Origin of the sequence: Arenibacter arenosicollis (genome assembly GCF_014397245.1) — a bacterium.
Classification (GTDB): Bacteria; Bacteroidota; Bacteroidia; order Flavobacteriales; family Flavobacteriaceae; genus Arenibacter; species Arenibacter arenosicollis.
The window spans coordinates 290121-311899 of sequence record NZ_JACLHY010000001.1; the positions used below are offsets into that span (position 1 = coordinate 290121).

Below are 21779 nucleotides of genomic sequence, written 5' to 3' on the forward strand. Positions count from 1 at the left end.
CAAATAACGGTTGAGTTTAGGAATACCTGAAAATTAGTACCAAAGAACTCTAAAATTCATGAATTTTAGAGTTCTTTTTTCCTATATCCGCAACTTTCCATTTTTCTTAAGATACATTTAACAATTGAATGCCTTTGCTTTTAACTCGGCATGGCATGCACTTAAAAAACAATTAACTAACTAAAAATCATTTATTTATGAAGATTACACTATGTAAATGCTTATTGCTTGTGGGAACATTTTTATGTTTCGGGCTGGCAGAGGCACAAACGGTGACGGGAAGCGTTTCGGATCAATCCGGACCCTTGCCTGGGGCGAACGTATTGGTTAAAGGTACTACCAACGGAACGCAAACAGATTTTGACGGTAATTTCACATTGGATAATGTGAATAGTAATGCCACTTTAGTTTTCAGCTATATAGGTTTCAAAACTTTGGAAATACCTGTAGGCGGAAAAACCACAATTAATGCTGTCTTGGAAGAAGATGCCAGCGAATTGGAAGAGGTAGTACTGATTGGGTACGGTAGTCAGAGAAAATCGGATCTTACTGGTGCAGTAGGACAAGTTGATGCCGATCAGCTGCAAGAGCGCCCTGCAACATCCCTTAACCAGGCTTTGTCCGGTAAGATTGCGGGTGTTCAGGTAAACACCAACTCGGGTCGCCCAGGTGGTAAGTCGAATATCAGGGTAAGGGGTTTTAGTTCCATAAACTCTTCCAACAACCCACTATATGTTATAGATGGGGTGCAGTTACCTCAAGGTAATCAAGCTAACTTTAGTTCTGCTATAGATTACTTAAACCCTAACGATGTTGTATCTATTGAAGTATTGAAAGATGCTTCCTCAACGGCGATTTATGGTGCACGTGGTGCTAACGGAGTTATTCTGGTAACTACCAAAAGAGGTCGCGCTGGACAGGGTAGGGTTACTTACGATGTTGACTATAGCGTAAACCAATATGGTCCTAATAGGGCTAAGGCTTTAAATTCCGAACAGTATGCTATGATAGAGCAACTTTCTTGGGAAAACACGCAAAAATTTGATCCGGATGGTTGGGCCGCTGGGAAATATGCCCAGTACGAGCCTAGGCTTAAAAGAGCTAATCCTAATGTTGCTTATTTGTTCGATAGTGATGGTAAGGCAATCTATGATACGGATTGGTCCAAAGAGGTGGTACAACATAAATTATCACAGAACCATCAGTTGGGGTTCTCTGGGGGTAATGAAAGAACAACCTATGCCATCTCACTTGGAATTAGGGATGATCAAGGTCTTTTCAAAAATACTTACCTCAAACGTTATTCAGGAAGGTTTTCAATTGATGATCAAATCAAAACATGGTTAAAGATTGGTGGCTCTTTGAGTTACAATAACCAAACTGAGAATTTGGCCGATACCAATGACCAAGTGCCACGTAGAATGGTTGAAGATTATCCTTTTTATCCTGCTCCATTCCATACAGGAGGTCCTTTGGAAGGTCTATATGCCAATAACAGGGATTATCCCTTTGCTGAAGGTACCCGAAATTCGGTGAACTGGCTTGATAATAATGAGTATATTTTAAATACCCAAACAACTGCCGGAAGCTTTTATACCAATCTTAACTTTACCAAGGAATTGGAAATGAGGACTGTTTTGGGGACAAATGTACTCACCCAGGAGAACAATGAATTCCGAAATAGTGTTTTGGATAATAATGCAGTTGCCAGAGCACAATCCAGCAACGAAAAGCAGACATTTTGGTCTATTGAAAACTACTTGACCTACAATAAGAAAATCAATGAAAACAACTCATTGACCGCCTTATTGGGTTTATCTTGGCAACAGTCCAATCAATTCTTTGTCAATGCAGATTCCAGAAACTTTCCTACTGATTATTTTAAATTCAACAACCTAGGTGCAGGATCTGATAATATAGCGGTACAATCTTTTGCGGACAGGGAAGCACTGAACTCCTATTTTGGTCGATTGAATTATAACCTAATGGGCAAATATTTGTTCACGGTTACGGGTAGGGCCGATGGTTCGTCGAAATTTGGTGACAACAATAAGTTTTCCTTTTTCCCCTCAGCGGCGGTTGCCTGGAGGATTTCGGACGAAGATTTTCTTGTAGACAACACTCTAATTTCCAACTTAAAACTTAGAACAAGTTATGGGGTTACAGGTAACTCCGAAATACCACCTTATTCTTCCTTATCCCTATTAAGCTCCAATTATGCTGCAATATGGAACGAAAGTCGTATCGGCGGAACTGGATTGAATCGTTTGGCGAATCCGGATTTGAAATGGGAAAAGACCGCACAGTACGATGTTGGTTTGGAATTAGGCCTATTGGATAATAGAATTAGTTTGGAAGTTGATTATTACTACAGAAAAACTACCGATATGCTCTTGGATGCCCCTGTACCACAATCAAGTGGGTATGCTACCATAAGAAGAAATGTTGGTTCCATGCAGAACAAGGGTCTTGAACTTGGATTATCTACCAAGAATATAGCAACCGCTGATCTAACCTGGAATACTTCATTCAATATATCAATGAACAGGAACAAAGTACTTTCCTTGGCCACGCCTTCCGATATCTTTGGTGTTGGTGGACCTGGAATAACCAACGAAACCAGTATTATTAGGGTAGGTGAACCCGTAGGTGCCTTCTGGGGTCTTACCCGTTTGGGAACTTGGAATACAGATGAAGCTGCTGAGGCTGCTAAATTTGTAAGTTATAGAAATGGACTTACCATTTTACCTGGAGATATCAAGTATAAGGATTTCAACGGTGATTATATTATTAATGATGAGGATAGGTCTATTATCGGAAACGGCTACCCAACTGCTTGGGGAACCTTGACGAATTATGTTTCCTATAAAAATATTGATTTTACCTTGGAACTTCAATATTCTTGGGGTAATGACGTAATGGATATGAACCTTCACTCCAGCGAGGACAGACAAGCCCTTGCCAATAGTTATACTACGGTATTAAATGCTTGGACTCCTGATAATCAAGATACAATGATTGCGCAGGTTAGGGATACACGTGCTGGTTATGTAACCAACGTGGATTCACACTGGGTAAAGGATGGTTCCTTTGTACGTGGTAGAAATATTATGCTAGGATATACTTTTGATCAAAACTTGGTTGAACGTATGCACTTGAATAAATTGAGATTGTACGCTTCGGCACAAAATTTCTTTTTGTTGGTGGATGATGAACTACTTGGTGATCCCGAGGTAACTCCTATTCGTGGTGGTGAGGGTAACAATGTCTTCTCACAAGGAATGAAATGGCATGAATATCCAAAATCGACAACATTTGTAATTGGTTTACAAGTCGGTCTGTAATTAATAAAATTTAAAATAAGATATTATGAAATTTGATATAACAAAACACATTGGAAAGTTTTACCTCTGTTCGCTAATGTTGCTTACAACAGTTGGTTGTTCCGATTTTTTGGATGAGTCCGATCCATCAAATCTAACACCGGACAGCTTTTATACCACTGCCAAACATGCCGAATCGGCTATAGCAGCCGTTTATGCGGATGCTAGGTTTGTGGGTAACGGTGCGGGTATCTTCTCGTCCAACTGGCAATTATTGGAAGCAGTTACAGGAACTTCTACTACCCAGACGGCACAGAATTCGGATTTAAACAACTTATATTCCTTATCCTATGACGCCAATACACTACATATTCGTAATTGGTGGCGTGGTATTTACAAGGTCATAGCCAACACGAACCTAGTGCTTGAAAACGTACCGGGCATAGAAATGGATGCTGCACAAAAGAACAAAGTTTTAGGGGAAGCTCGTTTTTTCAGGGCTTGGGCCTATTTTTATGCAGTACGACTCTGGGGAGATGTTCCCTTGATTACGTTGCCACAGAGTGCTAATTCGGAAGATTTTAACCCTACCCGTAGCCCTCAGAAAGCGGTTTACGATCAAATTGTAGCCGATTTGGTAGAGGCTGAAGGCGCAGGATTGCCATGGACAGATACCAGTGGTAGAGTATCCCAAGCTGCGGTTAAATCCTTATTGGCAAAGGTATATCTTACCATGGCCGGAAATCCACTAAATGAAACAGCTCGTTACGCCGATGCAGCTAGTAAGGCCAAGGAGGTTATAGACAATGCCGGACCAATAGATCTTTTTGATACCTATGCTGAGATTCATGATGAAAGCTTGGGCAATACGGTAGAGCACATCTTTAGTCTACAGTACAATGATGAGGTTGCAGGAAATCCTATGGGCAACATGTTTCCTAATTTCCAACCGGTAACCTATCGCGGACCATCCGGAACAGGAAGTTCAGTACCAGAAATTGAGTTCTATAACTCCTATGAAGCCGGAGATCTAAGAGCGGTAGACCGTGAGGGTTGGTTTTATAGTAGTTACTACCTCAATGGTAGTGGAGAGCTTTTCGATTTAGGTGCACCTTATATCTTTAAGCATTTTAATGTTACCGCCAACGGTACGTTTGGTGTTCCCGGAACAGCTAAGGACAACCTCAATATGCCTATTATACGATTTGCCGAAGTGTTGTTAATATACGCCGAGGCATCCAACGAGGCAACAGGTCCCAACCAAGCGGCAGTTGATGCCTTAACAAGGATAAGAGATCGTGCACAGTTGACAACTCCTGCTCTTGGTGCATTTACTCAAGCATCCTTAAGAGAGGCTATTTGGAAAGAGAGATGGCATGAACTTAGCTACGAACAAATAACTTGGTTCGACATGGTACGCCTTAGAAGAGTACTTAATAGTGAAACTGGTACTTTTGATAATTTTGTAGGGCATGTAAACCTAAGCTCTGATCAGGCGCTTCAGGAGAAACATTTGTTGTTTCCACTTCCTGAGCAAGAAATGATCAACAACCCAAATTTAACACCTCAAAACCCGGGGTATAATTAATAAAAGACCTTTAAAATTAAATTCACTTGATATTGAAGATTTTGAGTTTAGTTTGAGTTAATTGGTTTTTAGTAATTTGAAAAGGCAGTATCCAGTTCGGGGTACTGCCTTTTTGTTATTATACACCTCTATTGAAGTATGAAGATAAAGCTCTTAGGATAATTTTGTAAAGGCCCGGCAGTTTCCTAGTTCAATTATAGGGGTGCCGAGCGGTAAAAAAGAATGGGGTTCGGGCAAAGGCCATGGAGTAAGCGCATTAAAAAATTAGAAATGCTTATCACATTTGAATCGGAAATATAAATACTTAAACTATCTTTTTTAAGGCATAAGCGGTTGCCTTGGATTTGTTCTTAATTTCAAAGGAGTTGTTAAGCTCGTTGATAAAGTTCGAAGGAAGAATGCCCAATCTCTTTTTAAAAGCAGCGTTAAATGTATTTAAGTTGTTATATCCCAGTGAAAAGGCAATATAACTTAATTTGCTGTTCCTAAATTCAATATCCTTAAGTAATCTGGGTAGCAGATAGTTGATTCTTAATTCGTTGATATAATTGTTGAAATTGGATTTTTTTTCCTGATTTATAACTTGGGAAAGGTATTTGGGATTGGTTTTTAATTGCTCTGAAAGCTGATGCAAATTACATTGTGGGTCCAGGTAAAAGTTTTCCTTTTCCAGTTTCTCCAGTTTGGCCATAATAATATTCTTAATGTCCTTATCAATTCTGGGCTGAGTCTTAGGGATATCTGCACTTTTTCTTTCAATGGACCATTGGGTCTCCATGTGTTGAATTCCGCTGAGTTTCTCGCTCATTCGTAGCTGTATTTCTGCAAGATCGATGGTTCTTTGAAGAAGTAATTTATTTTTCTTTTTTACCTTGAGGTAGGAAAAAATGGAAATACTGCTTATAAGCAGTAGTAAAATAAGTATAATGATAAAACCTTTAAATTGTGCTCTCTGGGCTATATTTTCCAATTCCAGGATTTTTTTCTTTTGCAAAACCTCCTTTATTTTCCTTTTGGTCTCCAGAATAACAATTTTTTGCTCCTTTTCATTGGTAAAGAGGGAATCGCTTATGGCTTGGTATAAGATTTTATAATCGATGGACTTAGGAAACTTGTCTGTTTTTGCATAGAGTTCACTTAAAACCAAGCTGTTGCGTTTTATAACATCGAAAGCATCTATGTTTTCTGCAGCTTCAATACTCTTTTCATAATTAATAATTGCCTCGGAAGTGTCCTTGGTCTGCAAATACAATTCAGCTTGTACCGTTAGAGCTCGTGGGATTCTGAAACGATAATTATTTTCGAAATTAATTTCCAAAGCCCTGGAAATATGAGTCAAAGCCTTTTCAGTCTCTCCAATAGACATATAAATATTTGCCATGTTGCTATGTACAGAGGCAGAGATATAGCTACCGGCTGGAGGAAGCTTTTTTTCAATCTCAAGAAAAAACGCATATACTTTTAGGGCTCCTTTGGGGTCGTTCAATTTGGCCGTCATTCTAGCAATTTCATCTATTTTAGGATAGATGTATTCCGTTTTCTTAAGCTTAAGGATGTAATGGAGCCCTTTGAGACAATAGCTTAAAGATTTGGAATAATTCTCTATTCTAAGATAATAGTGTGATAAAGCGGAATTGGCCTTCATGAGAATGTAATCACTTTCAGTCTTTTCGGCGTTGTCCAATAACTTTAGACCTGTTTCAAGAGCTTTGTCATATTCTCCTCGTTCAGAGTAAATATATGATTTTAAGGTAGTTATATCCGCATAGACCTCGGGATAGCTTTTGGGGCCTACTATAGGCTGTAATTCCCCTAATAAGCTCATAGAACTATCAAAATTGCCCTTTACGAATTGAAGATAGGCTCTGTTGTATTTTGCTTTGAGGTTACCTTCCTGAAATGCAATGTTCCGGGATAATTTTAAAGCCTGGTCATTATAGTTGTTCGCCGACTCGTCCGATTTGTATATGTATGCTGAGTATAGTTTTAATAAGGTACGGACCTTTTCTTTACCCTGTGTATGCCCTTCTTTGGCAAGTAAAAATTCGATGTCCAAAAATTCTTCTTTAAAACTGTCCTTATTTCTGATTAAACTGCGTATATCATTTAAATAAGAATCCACCGAATCCTTTTGGGTTACATTTGCGCTTAAATGATTAAACAAGAGAAATGCGGTCAGCAGAAATGCGGTCTTGGTTAAGTTATTCATGGTTTATTTTTTTAATACTCATTGCGTTTGGGGATTTTTGTATTTAAGAGATCCAGATTGGCAATTTTATCTTTAGGTTATTTAAAATCTAAAATTGAAATGGATCCTTAATCAAAGGGCAGTAAATTATTTATAAATATAAATAATTAAATATAAGTCAAATATAAAGATAGGCTTGTATTAATTGTGCAAAGGTTTGCATAATAACCAGTTTCAAATATTCTGGAATCACCTATTCTTGATGCGATAAAGTCTGCTGATTGTTTATACAGCCCTTCCATTAACTGCCAATGCCCAATAAACGGATCAAACCCCAATCCCCTAAAAATTCCTATCTTAGTATAGTCGGTACTTTCCTGCCACATTCCCCCGGACACATTTTAAGCGAATTGTTGTATTGTACTAACACCTAAAAAAACAATTATGAAACTAGGGGCTTTTTCAATTAGTTTGGCCGTAAAGGATCTAAACATATCCAAAGAATTTTATGAGAAACTGGGATTTACCGTGTTTGCGGGCGACCTAAAAATGAATTATCTCATCATGAAAAATGGCAACGCACTCGTTGGGTTGTTCCAAGGTATGTTCCCTAATAACATCCTTACCTTTAATCCGGGTTGGGACGAGAATGCCAACGCGCTATCATCTTTTGATGATGTAAGAAAAATTCAAACGCATTTAAAAAGCAATAACCTAAAGTTGGAACAAGAAACTGATGAAAAAACAACCGGACCTGCAAGTATTATGTTGACCGATCCCGATGGCAACCAAATTCTAATAGACCAACATGTTTAATTTGAAAATTGGGCGGTTGGCACATTTTAACCTGCAATTTTCAGGTTCAACCTTTCCTATAACATAATTCCAAAAAATGAAACCTCTTATCGTACTACTTGTTTCGTTTTTAATGGCCTTGCTTGTTCTTAATCTTAGATCGAAAAAAATACAGTGGCCATTGGCGGGACGAATTGCCATGGCCGTTATGTTGTTGTTTACCTCCTTGGGGCATTTTATGTTTACCGAAGGTATGACCGCCATGATGCCAGAATTTATACCCATGAAAAAAGAAATGGTATTTGCCACTGGAGTCCTGGAAATACTATTTGCGATCGGATTACTTATTCCAAAACTAAAGGTCGGCACGGCATGGTTGCTCCTCCTATTTTTTATCCTCATTCTTCCTGCCAATATAAAAGCAGCCATGGAAAACATCAACTACCAGACCGGGGAACTTAACGGTAATGGCCCCAACTATCTGTGGTTCCGAATTCCCCTTCAAATGTTCTTTATAATTTGGGTTTATTTTACGGCTATAAGAACACCTAAAACAGCTGCTGACGGAAGTGCAATCAGCAATAAAAACCAAAAATTATAGACCACGACCGCTCAGACCATTGGTCCACAATGCTAATCCATATAATGATAATAATGAAAAAGTATCTTACGCTCATTTTGCTATGTATTATAACCTATGGATGTAGCCACGAAAAAGTCGCTTTTAATGGTCAAAAAGATTATGCCCAAAGCATTACAGAAATTCAATCCAAAAATATTTATGCAGAGACCAAAGATTTTCCAAACAATACCCAGCTGGCCTTTGCCATCATAAAGGACGGGATTACTAAATTCTATGGTGTAAAGCGTGAGAACGATACCATTTTCACAGTTGATAATCATGACGGTGTTTTTGAAATTGGTTCCATTTCCAAAGTATTTACGGCTACTTTATTGGCCGATTTGGTGGTGAACAATCAACTTGATCTGGATGAGAATATCAACGATTATTTGGAATGGCCTTTAAAAGATGGTGTAGAAATAAGCTTTAAACAGCTGTCCAATCATACCTCAGGACTTCCAAGACTGCCCACCAACCTACTCCCGGATTCCGTGGACCTACAGAACCCGTATAAAGATTATGATGAGAATAAGTTGAAACAATATTTGACCAAAGAGCTACAACTCAACCAAAATCCAGGTGAGAAATCGGAATATTCAAACCTGGGCGTAGGATTGTTGGGTTTTGTTTTAAGTGAAATAGATAGCACTTCCTATGAAAACCTACTCCAAACCAAAATATGTAGTAAGTACAATATGGGACATACTACAACAAATAGAAACCTTATTAAGGCCCAACTGATCAAGGGTCTGGATGTTGATGGTAAGGAAACTCCCAACTGGGATTTGAATGTTTTGGTGGGGGCCGGTGGAATTTTGTCCTCTGTAGGCGACCTGTCAAGATTTGCGGAAGCGCAATTCAATGACTCCAAGCAAGAATTGGCATTGACCAGAAAACCTACCTTTAACTTCCAGGCCAATAAAGCCGACATGGGCTTGGGCTGGGCCATTATTAGAAACCAGCACGGGACAAGGTTTATGCACAGCGGTGGAACTGGGGGCTATAGATCCAATATTGTACTTGATATCGCAAACAAAAATGGGGTAATTATTCTCTCCAATCTATCTGCCTTTCACAAAAAAAATATGAATATAGACAACCTTGGCGAACGTTTAATGGGAACACTTAAAAAATTGGAATCCATTGCCCAACAGTAGTGCTTAATTCCCTAACCCTAAAACATCATAACTTTTATCCCATTTATTAGTTTTTATATATTTTTAGAAACCCTATTCACCAAATTAGATTTGCTGAATAGCTTTCTTTAACCTGTGATTAAGTCATCCTTCAAAATATGAAACAATTATTTATCCTTATTTCATTATATCTGTTCTTCTACAGTGCTGTCCATGCCCAAAAAGAAAAATTGAATATCCTTGTTTTTATAGCCGATGATGTTAGCTCGGACGATTTAGGATGCTATGGGAATACACAGGTTAAAACTCCGAATATAGACCAACTAGCGAAAGACGGATTAAAATTTGATAATTTCTATTTAACGGCAAGCTCATGTAGCCCCAGCAGAAATTCCATAATAACGGGCAGATACCCACATAATACCGGAGCTGCCGAATTACATACCACACCCCCATTGGACATGATATCCTTCCCTGAGTTATTAAGGAAGAAGAACTATTATTCCGTTTTGGCAGGAAAATTCCATATGGGTCCTTATGCAAAACGTGGATTTGATAAGCTGTACGAGGGGCATAAAAATAATGGTGATGGGGGCGAAGAAAGCTGGGTGGCCTCCCTACAGGATCGACCAAAAAACAAACCCTTTTTTATGTGGTATGCCTCTTATGACGCCCACAGGGAATGGGGACCCAATAAATTTTCTGGCGCACACCGGCCCGATGAAATGGAACCTCCATTTTATTTATCCAATGGGCCTGGCACCAAATCCGATTTGGCCAAATACTATGACGAAATTAAAAGATTCGACTTCTATATAGGAGAGGTTGTCAAGGAATTGAAGGCGCAAAAAGAGCTGGACAATACCCTAATAATTATTATGTCGGATAATGGAAGGCCCTTCCCCCACAGTAAAACAAGGGTTAATGACCGAGGCATGAAAACTCCATTTGTTATGTATTGGCGAAAAGGAATTAAAAATAAAGGCCTTACTAGCAAGAGTCTGGTAAGTGCCGTGGATATTGCTCCAACGCTATTGACCTTGGCGGGAATAAATTATCCAGATCAATTTCAGGGACATAGCTTCCATAAACTTATAGCAAATCCGGACCAAACATTTCGCAACTACATATTTGCCGAACACAATTGGCATGATTATGAAGCACACGAACGCATGGTCAGGAATAAAGATTATATGTACATATTAAATTCTAGACCCATGAAGCCACAAAACGGGCCAGCTGATGCCGTTGGCAGTCCTTCATTTAAGGAATTGGAAACACTAAAGGACAAAGGAGAACTTTCGGCAATACAAGCCGATGTGTTTTTGGTACCCAGGCCACATGAAGAGCTTTTTGATTACAAGAGAGACCCCTTACAGTTGCTTAATGTGGCATCAGTACCAGAATATGGGGAACCGCTCAAAGACTTGAGAAAAGTATTAAAGGAATGGATGATCGAGACAGGTGACAACATCCCAGAAAATCTCACGAAAGATTGGTATCTTAAGGAAGCCGGATTAATTAAGACCGAGTTTCACAACATTAGGGGGGAAATGCCAGGTGAAAAGTTAAACGCCACAAAGAATAACGTAAAAGGCATATTTTGACCTTGGTATAATTCGATATAAATTAGCTGATACAAACTATCATATAAAAATTAAAATAAAAATGAGCAACAAGCAATTGACCATCACCGCCAGTATTTTGGCCAAACCGGATAAAAGGGAATTTGTAAAACAAGCCTTATTAAAACTTATACCCCCTACCCTAAAGGAAGAGGGCTGCCTAAATTACGACCTGCACCAGGACAATGAAAATCCTAATCGTTTTTTCTTTTATGAAAACTGGACGAGTTACGATCATTGGCAAAAACATAACAACAGTGCGCATATAGCGGCCCACAAAAAGGCTACCGAAGGGGCCGTAGTAGAGGTAGTTATAGGTCAATTATCCCCTGTTGGTTAAATATTTTATATTTAAAAATGTAGTATCTTTCAAAGACCACGGTAAGCCTATTTACCGTAGTCTCTTAGTAACTATATAATCATGAAAAACGCCTTTTCACTATCCTTTTGTGTTATTTTGTTGACGCTTACGAGCACTTTTGCACAGAAAAAACCAATAAAATTGGGAGTCGTTGGCCTCACCCATGGCCATGTTGGTTGGATTTTAAGCAGGGAGGCAAAAGACGATATTATCATGGTGGGCATTGTGGAGACCAATCGCGATCTGGCGCAGCGCCTATCCAACAAGCACGGTTTTCCTATGGAAATGGTATTCAATTCCATGGAGGAAATGATTGCCGCTGTAAAGCCCGAAGCAGTTGCAGGCTTTGGAAATATTTACGATCATTTGGCCATTGTAGAGATCTGTGCCCCAAAAGGTATCCACGTTATGGTAGAAAAACCCTTGGCGGTAAGCTTGGAACATGCCCAAAAAATGGAGGCACTGGCCAAAAAACACAAAATCCATTTGCTCACCAATTATGAGACTTCCTGGTATCCTACCAATCTAAAGGCCTATGAACTGCTACAAGAAGGCACTATAGGCGATCTTAGAAAGGTAATTGTTCGAGATGGACATAAAGGCCCTAAAAAAATAGGCGTAAGTGCAGAATTTTTAAATTTCCTAACCGACCCCATACTCAATGGCGGTGGGGCCATAATGGACTTCGGATGCTACGGGGCCAACCTAATGACCTGGTTGCAACAAGGCAAAAGGCCTAATTCGGTTACTGCAGTGACCCAACAGTTACAGCCCGAAAACAACCCCAAGGTAGACGATGATGCTACCATAATACTTACCTATGACAGTGCCATGGCCATTTTGGAACCTTCTTGGAACTGGCCCATTGGCCGCAAGGATATGGAAATCTATGGATTAAAAGGTGCTATTTATGCCGATAACCGCCATGACATGAGAGTTCGAATTTCTGAAGGCTATAGTGGCTTTAAAGAGGAAGCTTTTAAACTAGGGGAAAGGGATGCTCCCTATGATGAGCCCTTTTCCTTGTTTGCATCCGTTATTAGAGGGGAAACTACCCTTGGTTCTTACGATCCATACTCCTTGGAGAACAATATGATTACCATGGAAATCCTGGAGGCTGCCGTTCAAAGTTCAAAATCGCAGCGTACCATCCAGCTAAAAAACTAGTTATCCCCCTAAAAGGATATCGGAAAAATAAAAAATTTTGTATCTTACTGTATATTAGGTCCGTATACATTACACTCTCTTCCCGGCCAGCATAAATTACCTTTATGCACCCTTAGTTTTGTTAAATTCTAAAGCACATAGAAATGAGGATTACGATTCTTTTGCCTGTGGTACTTTTGGCAATTACAGGTTTTTCCCAAGAGAAACTCCCTATATTGGATATGCATTTACATGCCCTCCCTGCTTCCCTAAACGGGCCACCGCCCACTGCCATTTGTGCTCCACCAGAGGAAATGCCCGTACATGATCCCGTAAAATCATGGGCCGAGGGCTTCAATGATTATCTAAAAAATCCCGATTGCGATAATGCCGTTTGGGGCCCGGTTACCGACAAAGAGGTTATGGAAAAAACCTTTGCGATTCTCAAAAAACACAATATTTATGGAATAACCAGCGGAGCTTTAATCGATGAGTATATGGTCCAAGGAGGAAATCGCATAATTCCTGGGCTACATTTCAATTTTTTTATGGCCGATAAAACTCCCGAAAAAGTACGGGAAGTTCTTTCTAGCGGAAAATATAAAGTATTTGGAGAAGTGGCCATCCAATACAATGGCATTTCTCCCAGCGATCCAAAATTTGATCCTTACGCCCAAATTGCCGAAGAATTGGATATCCCCATGGGCATACATGTGGGCACAGGTCCCCCTGGCGCGGCTTATCTGCCCGGTGTTGGAAACTATAGGGCTAAACTACATAGCCCCATGGTTGTTGAGGAACTTCTAATGCGCCACCCTAATCTTAGAATATACTTAATGCATGCCGGATACCCCATGATCGACGATCTCCTTGCCGTACTTTGGACACATCCGCAGGTATATGTGGATGTTGGTGTTATTTGTTATGCCATTCCCAGGAAAGCTTTTCACGAATATCTAAGGCGCATTTTTGATGCAGGATTTGGAAAACGGGTCATGTTTGGCTCCGATCAAATGAATTGGCCAGAAACTATAGAGGTGGGCTTGGAATCTATACACACCGCCGATTTTCTGGATACCCAACAAAAAAGGGACATCCTATATAACAATGCGGCAAGGTTTCTACGACTTAGTGATGAGGAAATTGCAATACATCATGGAAAAAAAAAGAATTAACCTCAAGGGCCTTGCCTTTATAAACCAAACTGTACATTGACAAATGTTTTCTTCGTTTTGGGCGTTCCCTCCTTCGTCGGTCGGGCCCTTGGCTATATCCCTGGCGTTGCTGCGGGGATGCCGCCGTGGTCCCTAACGCGTTTCAAAAGATTCAGAGGTATCAATTGTGAAGTTGTTAATTTGTTGGAAAATATATTCGAAATAAAACCCACATTTGGCCTTAACCCAATCTGCTCTTCCACATCAATATAAAGACCCAAGGCTAACTACAGCTAAAAAAGACGTGGGAATACAGAAAGACTAAAGATCTACCCACTTAAAATCATTGGGCACCGTTGCATCCAATAAATCCACTTTTAAAGCCTTAGCAGTGCTTTCACCCATAGCAAAAGTCGTTACCATTTCCCCAGTTTCATAAATGGTAAAACTTCTATTCCCCTTCATCCACAGATTTACCTCATATGTATAGGACCCATTGGCTTTTAATTGTCTAAAAACGGATACGTATTCTATGGCGGGAAGAGCTTTCCAATTGCCAACACAAAGCGGACCCACACGATATTCTTCCTTATATTTTTGATTCTCCAAATCGAAGAAAATACTTTTTACACTCGAAAATAAAATTCCCTGAGCCGCACAGGCAATAGCAATGTAGAATACCCCAAAATTATACCTGTTGTCCATTCCTTCCTCAGGAAATATCTCATAACCAAAAAAGAACATGGCCAGTAAAATAAAGGTCATAGTATAAAAGGCAGCAGCCACTAAGGTTTGCCACATGGGTCTAACACCTTCCGAAATGATAATTTTACTCTTATCCATCTGCTATAAAACAACAAAAGCCATACGAAACGTATGGCTTTTGCCTATGTGTTAATGGCCTTAAACTTTGTTAATCTGCCAATACAATAACTTTATTGTTCTTCATTTCAACAGTACCACTGCTAATTTCAAGGATAGTGTCGCCATTCGAAGCTTTGGAAAACTTGTCTCCATTAGCCTCATCCAAAACAACATTTCCCTTAAACCTTACCTTTCCTTCCTGTAATAGGGAAATGATAGGGGCGTGATTGTCCAACATTTGAAATTCACCATCAACTCCGGGTACGGTTACCGCAGTAACTTCGCCCGCAAATAAAGTAGCCTCTGGTGATACAATTTCTAGATACATATTTTTTCAGTATTCAGCATTCAGTATTCAGTCGCATCTTGTCAGTTGCCAACTGATTACCGCCTACTCATTTACGCTTCAGCAAGCATTTTCTCTCCAGCTTCAATAGCCTCTTCTATAGTACCTTTAAGGTTAAAGGCAGATTCTGGAAGATGATCCAACTCACCATCCATAATCATATTAAATCCTTTGATACATTCCTTGATATCCACCAAAACTCCTGGCATACCGGTAAATTGCTCTGCTACGTGGAATGGCTGGGAAAGGAAACGTTGTACACGTCTTGCCCTACCTACGGCCAATTTATCCTCTTCAGATAATTCCTCCATACCCAAGATGGCAATAATATCCTGAAGTTCTTTATAACGTTGCAATAACTCTTTTACTCTTTGGGCACAGTCGTAATGATCTTTTCCTAATATCTCGGCAGTCAAAATTCTTGAAGTAGAATCCAAAGGATCAACCGCCGGATAAATACCTAATTCAGCAATTTTTCTTGAAAGTACTGTTTGAGCATCCAAATGCGCGAAGGTAGTCGCTGGTGCCGGATCCGTTAAATCATCCGCAGGAACGTAAACCGCCTGTACGGAAGTAATGGAACCTCTTTTGGTTGATGTAATACGCTCTTGCATGGCACCCATCTCTGTTGCCAAAGTTGGTTGGTAACCTACCGCTGATGGCATACGTCCCAATAGGGCCGATACCTCAGAACCAGCCTGAGTAAAACGGAAAATGTTATCTACGAAGAAAAGAACATCTTTCCCTTGCCCCTCACCTGCACCATCACGGAAGTATTCTGCAATGGTCAATCCTGACAAAGCCACACGTGCACGTGCTCCAGGAGGTTCGTTCATTTGTCCAAAAACGAAGGTCGCTTTGGAATCCTTCATTACTTTTTTATCAACTTTGGATAGATCCCATCCGCCTTCTTCCATAGAATGCAAGAAATCATCTCCGTATTTTATAATTCCTGACTCCAACATCTCACGAAGTAAATCGTTACCCTCACGAGTACGCTCTCCTACTCCCGCAAATACTGAAAGTCCACCATGTCCTTTTGCGATGTTGTTGATCAATTCCTGGATAAGTACTGTTTTACCAACACCAGCTCCTCCAAATAAACCAATCTTACCACCCTTTGCATAAGGCTCGATCAAATCGATTACTTTAATTCCAGTGAACAAAACTTCCGTAGAAGTGGATAAATCCTCAAATTTAGGTGCATCCCTGTGTATCGGAAGTCCGTCTTTACCAGCTTTAGGCAAATTTCCAAGACCATCAATAGCGTCTCCAATTACATTAAATAGACGACCATAAACAGCATCACCTATTGGCATCTGGATTGCGCTTCCTGTTGCTTCTACGCCAACTCCCCTACTTAAACCATCCGTTGAATCCATGGAAATAGTCCTTACCGTATTTTCACCTACGTGGGACTGTACTTCCAAAATCAACTTGGAACCATCCTTATTAATGATTTCCAAAGAATCATAAATTCTGGGAAGGTCCGCTCCGGACTGAAATTCAACATCAACTACCGGGCCGATGATTTGGGCAACTTTACCTGTAACTTTAGACATTACTTGAGTATTTACGTTTTACTGTTATCTTTAAAATAAAAACAGCGCGACTAACCGCTTTGTTTTTAAGGCTGCAAAGATATGTTTTCCATTCTTAAAAAGAAATTGTTTTTTTTAATTTTTATGGAAGAACTGTTGTATACTTTTTCCATTTGCTAAAAAATCTTTCTTTTCCGCCCCTTTATTGCCTTTTCCTCCTTTCATAGCTTTTGCTTTGAAACATGAAAAAGTTTTCAAATAATGACTAATTTTCACTTAAACATAAAAAACTAAAATCAGTTCCATAAAAAAGCACCTTAAATAAGGTGCTATATATCTGTTGAAATTAACTTAATTTTATTGAAGCTTTGAAGAATAATTGGTTGGATAGGCGCCTATATCCAATAAAGAACCCGATGCCTCAAAATTTGAACCATAAGTAACATCTATCGCTTTCATAAATTCATTGGCTATCAAAGCATAACCTCTAGCTGTTGGATGAACACCATCTAAAGAAAATGCACCACCCCTAACCAATACATCCGTTAAGATAAAATTACCACTAGTAACACCTCCATCTGCCAATTTGTTCATTAAACCATTGGCGTCAACCAAACCCAAACCTGCTTGAGTAGCACTTGCTGCTATAGTTGCATTAAATGCAGTCGTTGCTGCTGCAATCTCTGCTTGTTCACTTGGCAATAAAACCCATTTATCAGCTAATGGTAAAGACACCCCTTCTACTGAAAATTGCCCAGCCAATGCTTGGGATAGTCCTCGGGACATTAAAAATTCTACTGAACTGGTGTTTACTGTACCAATAATAGATGAACTAGGCAATACAAACAAATCGTCAGCTGTGGCCTGCCTTGCTTGTCCATAAGCTAAACCAAAAAGATCGGCTACTGTTGGCGCGGCCTCAACTGGCAAACCAAATGATTGTACAAACGCAGGAAACGCAGGACTTTGTTTCAATACTCCAGCAATTTGAGCTGATAAATTAATTAAGGATTCATCGTTAACCACAACCGCACTTGCCTCAATCGTTGAAAAAACAATTTGACGTTCTGTTGCGTTTGGAACTCCTTGACTCTCTAAAAAAGCAAACACCTGATTCAACTGGCCAAACACCCCATTTAAAGTTGGTATTTGATCAACATATGCTTGTAAACATTCATCATTAGGGTCCAAGGGATTATAGGGTACCGTTGTAAAATGAGGAATACTTGTTACATCTGGAATATTTGCCACAACACCTTTTGCACCACCTGCCGTTACTGCTCCGACCAAGGTTGCATAAGTTTGGTTGAAACCAACTCCAGGTGCTCCATCTATTGGAGTGATAGCACTAGATCCGTCTCCGCCAGAAAGGGCATACCCTAAAACATCATTAATTCCAACCCAAAGTGTAAAAAAGGTTGGTGATTGTGCAAGAACATCGCCTAAAACGCTAGCGCTAGGTTCTGAAGCCATTCTTATAAAATAAGGATTGGCTAGGCCTAAGGAAAAGTTGGCCAAGGCTCCATAACCTGGAGCTAATAAATGAAAACTTTTTGCACCAGGAACACCCATATTATTAAATGGTCCTGTTGGATTATTTAATAAAAAATCTGTAGTGGAATTAGTTACCTGTGTATTGGTATCGTTAGGGTCAATTCCAAGAACAACAGGGCCAGTAAAGTCAGGGCATGCTGAATTGGAATCATTATAAAAATAGAGTCTTGGAGCGAATAGATTTTTTCCAGTTAGTGGATTTAAAACAGGATTTCCTCCTAATAATAGGCCTCCAACATTATCATTCATTAATGGTTGAGAAAAATTACCGCCACCAACCAATGAAAATTTTTGCGACAATAGATTAGGAAAAGAATTTTGCTGTGCTGCAATAAATAATGCATTATCAGTAAAACCAGCAGTAAATGAATTTCCTATAGCAACATATTTGGAAAAATCAGCAGAACCTGCAGTCAATGCGGGTTTTGCCTCCTCTTCCACAATAGCGTTCAAATCTACATCTTCAGGATCGTTACAATTCGTAAACAAAAACAGTGAAGAAACTAAGAATATATATTTTAAATTTTTCATGTCAAATTATGATTTGATTGTAGGTTAGTTATTAATTGTCCAAGATAGGTAGTACATAGAGCCAATAAAACCTGTACCGAAGGCAGTAAAGTACTCTTTGCCCGTAATATTGGTTCCACCTAACTTAAAGGAAGATTTGATGCTTGGAACAGTGTAGCTAATTTGAGCATCAAGTGTATGGAATTCAGGCACAACACCTTCGCCAAAAGTGGCTTCCCAAAAATAATCATCACTAAATCTGTATGCTAGATTAAAGCCAAAGTTTTTGAATAATTCTTCATTCCCAAAAGAGGCTTTAAACTTATGTTCCGGGGTATTAAAATTCAACATAACATCTGGATTTGCTTCTCGATCAAAATCCAACTTTGTAAAAGTATAACTACCGCCTAAATCAAAATTACCAAGTACTTTCATATCTAAACCAATAGAAGCTCCGTAAGAGTTAACATCGGCATCAGTATTGGTGTAGGCACTATAGCGCTGTACATCATCGTTTCTAATGGCATCTACAGAGAGGTTACCATCACCGGCAATACCATAATAAGGTGCATCAACAACTTCTTGAGAAATGAAGTCTTTATAACTATTGTAATAGGCACTAAAATCAACTACTAGTTTATCAATCTTTCCTCTATACCCAACCTCAATTGACGTAACCTGTTCGGGTTTTACCACATCCGGATTTGAAACCTTTAAATCAGCCACATTATCAGTAATCTTAAAGGTCTCCACTGATTGCGCTGAATAGGCATTTTCATAAGCTGCTCTTCCTGTTTGTACTACTGATGCTGGCTGGCCTGACAATTGACCAGTTGAACTTACATCATAGGTATCAGAATAACGATTCAAATTATCAGGTGCGGAACCAACTAAAATTGCTCTACCTGCATCCAACCCAATAAATAAATCTTGTGTGGTCGGGTTTCTAAATCCAGTTTGTACAGAAGCTCTAATGTTGTGATTTCTATTAAGTGTGAAACCAGCAGAAATACGTGGCGATAAGAAGCCATCAAAAAATTCTGATTTATCATAACGTGCTGATCCTGTTAATTTTATGCTTTTCACATCAGAAAGTTCAATCTTTTTTTGAATTTGGGTATAAATACCATATTCAGAATAATCAATTGGACCATCAATATCAGTATATATTGTACCGCCAGAATTTAAGCTGTATTTTCTATAGGATCCTCCAATTTGAATTTCAGCAATATCAATCAAATGGCTAAAATTATAATTACCATCAGCATGGTAATATTTAGAGGCATCTTGAAACTTAGAACCTGTTGATAAATCAGGATCATTTATACTTTTATTAAATGCACTTTCAAATTCCGGTGTTCCTGGCAGGTAACGACCCGTATCTGCAACGGCTCTCGCCTGTGCATGCTTTTGATCATCTGTTAACCCAGAAGGGTTACCAGACAATTCTATTCCAGCATAAGTTGCTATATAATCTCCAAACCAGTCTTCATCAGATTTCCAAGATCTGTTAATGTTAATCCCTGTAAACACCATATCATAAGAGTCTCCTGCTTTATCTCCTACAACATATCCTCTTAAAAAGAAATTGTCATTTTTAATTTCTAGTTTATGTTGCTCTTGAAAAAAACCATTGATATTGTAACGGTTTGTTCCTTGATAAATAGTAGTACCAGTACCCACCTTCCCCACGTAAGAGAACTCAAGGCTGTTGTCCTCAATTGGACGATAGTATAATCCCCAATCCGCTTTTATACTTTCAGCATTATAATTGGTTAAGTCACGCTCATTGTAACCTGTTCTGCTTACCTCTACATCTGGAATAATACCCAAACCAGATGCAGATCTAATGTTCGTGGAAACTTCATCCCCGTATATATTAATTCCATCATAGTTATAATTAGCCCTTGTTCTAGTTGGATCAAATTTATCAACCTCACTGGTTGCGGCCCAATCTGTCCCTTTTAAATATCCGAAGTTTACTTTTCCGGCAAATTTATCGGAGAATTTATGTGCCGCGCGAATACCAAAATCAGTATACGGATTAGTTCCTGCTGACTCTTGAGAGGTGACACCTCTTTTTATGGAAACACTAATTCCTTCATAATCAAAAGGGCTTTTACTGCGCATAAAAAGTATCCCGTTAAATGCATTGGCACCATATAATGCGGAGGATGCCCCAGGAAGTAATTCAACACTTAGAACATCTGTCTCTACCATACCTACCAAGTTTCCAATAGGAAAGTTTAAAGCAGGAGTAGAATTATCCATACCATCAACCAATTGCATAAATCGCGTATTGGCAAAAGACGCAAAACCCCTAGTGTTTACGGATTTAAAAGTTAAACTGTTAGTGTTTACATCTACACCTTTTAAATTTTCCAATCCACCGTAAAAATCTGCAGCTGTAGTGTTTTGAATATCTTCCAATCCAAAACGTTCCACTGTAACCGGGGATTCAAAAACACGCTCAGGAGTCCTTGAAGCAGAAATTACCACCTCGTCCAAACTTGTCTGTGCCTCGTTTAAGGTAACGGAAATAGTTTGATTATTTTGTGTAATATTGGTAGTAGTACCCTCAAATCCAATACTAGTAATATTCAATGTAAATGGGGGGGTCTCAGAAGTGTTCAGCAAAAAATTTCCGTCAAAATCAGTTACCGTTCCAATGGCTTTGCCTACAATTACAATGTTGGCTCCTGGCACGGGATCGCTGTTTTGGTCCACCACATTCCCTTTAATAATAGTTTGTGAATGCGCCAACATTCCAAACATAAAAAAGGATAACAGAAGAATTGATCTCATAAAGTTTTGAGTTAAATTAGTATTAGTTAATGGTAAGAAAGCATCTAATAGCCAATATACACCAATTTTCAAATTAACAATACGAAAACCAAATAAATTATGCATGCATAGTATTTTTTGTTCAAAATTTAACATTTTTTAATAAAAATTTGACAAAAAATAGGTTGTAAAAAAACGAAATCCATAAATAATGTCCCTTTTTGGACCATCATTTATGGATG

Annotated in this window: 15 protein-coding genes; 9 read left to right on the forward strand and 6 right to left on the reverse strand. The window is 39.1% G+C overall.

Features of this window, described 5'->3' with window-relative positions; genetic code table 11:
- The first annotated feature begins 197 nt into the window (after positions 1–197).
- Entirely contained in the window at positions 198–3344 is a 3147-nt protein-coding gene (locus H4O18_RS01220; protein ID WP_187581280.1) for a SusC/RagA family TonB-linked outer membrane protein, read from the forward strand.
- Between the two features lie 25 nt (positions 3345–3369).
- Positions 3370–4911, forward strand: a complete 1542-nt coding sequence (locus tag H4O18_RS01225; RefSeq protein ID WP_187581281.1) for a RagB/SusD family nutrient uptake outer membrane protein — start codon at positions 3370–3372, stop codon at positions 4909–4911.
- Positions 4912–5215: 304 nt separating this feature from the next.
- Here H4O18_RS01225 and H4O18_RS01230 read toward each other — a convergent pair whose 3' ends face one another.
- Positions 5216–7120, reverse strand: a complete 1905-nt coding sequence (locus tag H4O18_RS01230; protein ID WP_187581282.1) for an AraC family transcriptional regulator — start codon at positions 7118–7120, stop codon at positions 5216–5218.
- 423 nt (positions 7121–7543) lie between these two features.
- Between H4O18_RS01230 and H4O18_RS01235 the strand changes: the two genes are divergently transcribed.
- From H4O18_RS01235 to H4O18_RS01265, 7 genes are all read left to right on the forward strand, one after another.
- Positions 7544–7915, forward strand: coding sequence for a VOC family protein (locus tag H4O18_RS01235; protein WP_187581283.1), 372 nt, complete (start codon positions 7544–7546; stop codon positions 7913–7915).
- A 76-nt stretch (positions 7916–7991) separates the two neighbouring features.
- Positions 7992–8495, forward strand: a complete 504-nt coding sequence (locus H4O18_RS01240) for a DoxX family protein (RefSeq protein ID WP_187581284.1) — start codon at positions 7992–7994, stop codon at positions 8493–8495.
- A gap of 53 nt (positions 8496–8548) precedes the next feature.
- Positions 8549–9673 (forward strand): serine hydrolase domain-containing protein, encoded by a 1125-nt coding sequence (locus H4O18_RS01245; RefSeq protein ID WP_187581285.1) that lies wholly within the window; start codon positions 8549–8551, stop codon positions 9671–9673.
- 137 nt (positions 9674–9810) lie between these two features.
- Positions 9811–11259: a sulfatase family protein gene (locus H4O18_RS01250; RefSeq protein ID WP_187581286.1), complete on the forward strand. Its 1449-nt coding sequence runs from the start codon at positions 9811–9813 to the stop codon at positions 11257–11259.
- 61 nt (positions 11260–11320) lie between these two features.
- Positions 11321–11617: a putative quinol monooxygenase gene (locus H4O18_RS01255; protein ID WP_187581287.1), complete on the forward strand. Its 297-nt coding sequence runs from the start codon at positions 11321–11323 to the stop codon at positions 11615–11617.
- Between the two features lie 81 nt (positions 11618–11698).
- Positions 11699–12805 carry a Gfo/Idh/MocA family protein gene (locus tag H4O18_RS01260; protein WP_187581288.1) on the forward strand — a complete coding sequence of 369 codons (1107 nt, stop codon included), beginning with the start codon at positions 11699–11701 and terminating at the stop codon, positions 12803–12805.
- Between the two features lie 143 nt (positions 12806–12948).
- Positions 12949–13959, forward strand: a complete 1011-nt coding sequence (locus H4O18_RS01265) for an amidohydrolase family protein (protein ID WP_187581289.1) — start codon at positions 12949–12951, stop codon at positions 13957–13959.
- 300 nt (positions 13960–14259) lie between these two features.
- Here the strand turns inward: H4O18_RS01265 and H4O18_RS01270 are convergent, their stop codons facing one another.
- The 5 genes from H4O18_RS01270 to H4O18_RS01290 all read right to left on the reverse strand — a co-directional run bounded on the left by H4O18_RS01270 (position 14260) and on the right by H4O18_RS01290 (position 21558).
- A complete protein-coding gene (locus H4O18_RS01270; protein WP_187581290.1) occupies positions 14260–14781 on the reverse strand; it encodes a hypothetical protein in 522 nt (173 codons plus the stop codon).
- Positions 14782–14851: 70 nt separating this feature from the next.
- Positions 14852–15130 carry a F0F1 ATP synthase subunit delta/epsilon gene (locus tag H4O18_RS01275; RefSeq protein ID WP_187581291.1) on the reverse strand — a complete coding sequence of 93 codons (279 nt, stop codon included), beginning with the start codon at positions 15128–15130 and terminating at the stop codon, positions 14852–14854.
- A 71-nt stretch (positions 15131–15201) separates the two neighbouring features.
- Complete coding sequence (gene atpD / locus H4O18_RS01280; RefSeq protein WP_187581292.1) at positions 15202–16710, reverse strand: F0F1 ATP synthase subunit beta; 1509 nt, start codon at positions 16708–16710, stop codon at positions 15202–15204.
- A 336-nt stretch (positions 16711–17046) separates the two neighbouring features.
- Complete coding sequence (locus tag H4O18_RS01285; RefSeq protein ID WP_187581293.1) at positions 17047–18774, reverse strand: SGNH/GDSL hydrolase family protein; 1728 nt, start codon at positions 18772–18774, stop codon at positions 17047–17049.
- A 24-nt stretch (positions 18775–18798) separates the two neighbouring features.
- Positions 18799–21558, reverse strand: a complete 2760-nt coding sequence (locus H4O18_RS01290; RefSeq protein WP_187581294.1) for a TonB-dependent receptor — start codon at positions 21556–21558, stop codon at positions 18799–18801.
- Positions 21559–21779 lie beyond the last annotated feature (221 nt).

Bases quoted from the DNA above. Each gene is read 5' to 3' on its own strand.
- H4O18_RS01220 (WP_187581280.1), top strand. From the start codon at position 198: ATGAAGATTACACTATGTAAATGCTTATTGCTTGTGGGAACATTTTTA.
- H4O18_RS01225 (WP_187581281.1), top strand. From the start codon at position 3,370: ATGAAATTTGATATAACAAAACACATTGGAAAGTTTTACCTCTGTTCG.
- H4O18_RS01230 (WP_187581282.1), bottom strand. From the start codon at position 7,120: ATGAATAACTTAACCAAGACCGCATTTCTGCTGACCGCATTTCTCTTG.
- H4O18_RS01235 (WP_187581283.1), top strand. From the start codon at position 7,544: ATGAAACTAGGGGCTTTTTCAATTAGTTTGGCCGTAAAGGATCTAAAC.
- H4O18_RS01240 (WP_187581284.1), top strand. From the start codon at position 7,992: ATGAAACCTCTTATCGTACTACTTGTTTCGTTTTTAATGGCCTTGCTT.
- H4O18_RS01245 (WP_187581285.1), top strand. From the start codon at position 8,549: ATGAAAAAGTATCTTACGCTCATTTTGCTATGTATTATAACCTATGGA.
- H4O18_RS01250 (WP_187581286.1), top strand. From the start codon at position 9,811: ATGAAACAATTATTTATCCTTATTTCATTATATCTGTTCTTCTACAGT.
- H4O18_RS01255 (WP_187581287.1), top strand. From the start codon at position 11,321: ATGAGCAACAAGCAATTGACCATCACCGCCAGTATTTTGGCCAAACCG.
- H4O18_RS01260 (WP_187581288.1), top strand. From the start codon at position 11,699: ATGAAAAACGCCTTTTCACTATCCTTTTGTGTTATTTTGTTGACGCTT.
- H4O18_RS01265 (WP_187581289.1), top strand. From the start codon at position 12,949: ATGAGGATTACGATTCTTTTGCCTGTGGTACTTTTGGCAATTACAGGT.
- H4O18_RS01270 (WP_187581290.1), bottom strand. From the start codon at position 14,781: ATGGATAAGAGTAAAATTATCATTTCGGAAGGTGTTAGACCCATGTGG.
- H4O18_RS01275 (WP_187581291.1), bottom strand. From the start codon at position 15,130: ATGTATCTAGAAATTGTATCACCAGAGGCTACTTTATTTGCGGGCGAA.
- atpD (WP_187581292.1), bottom strand. From the start codon at position 16,710: ATGTCTAAAGTTACAGGTAAAGTTGCCCAAATCATCGGCCCGGTAGTT.
- H4O18_RS01285 (WP_187581293.1), bottom strand. From the start codon at position 18,774: ATGAAAAATTTAAAATATATATTCTTAGTTTCTTCACTGTTTTTGTTT.
- H4O18_RS01290 (WP_187581294.1), bottom strand. From the start codon at position 21,558: ATGAGATCAATTCTTCTGTTATCCTTTTTTATGTTTGGAATGTTGGCG.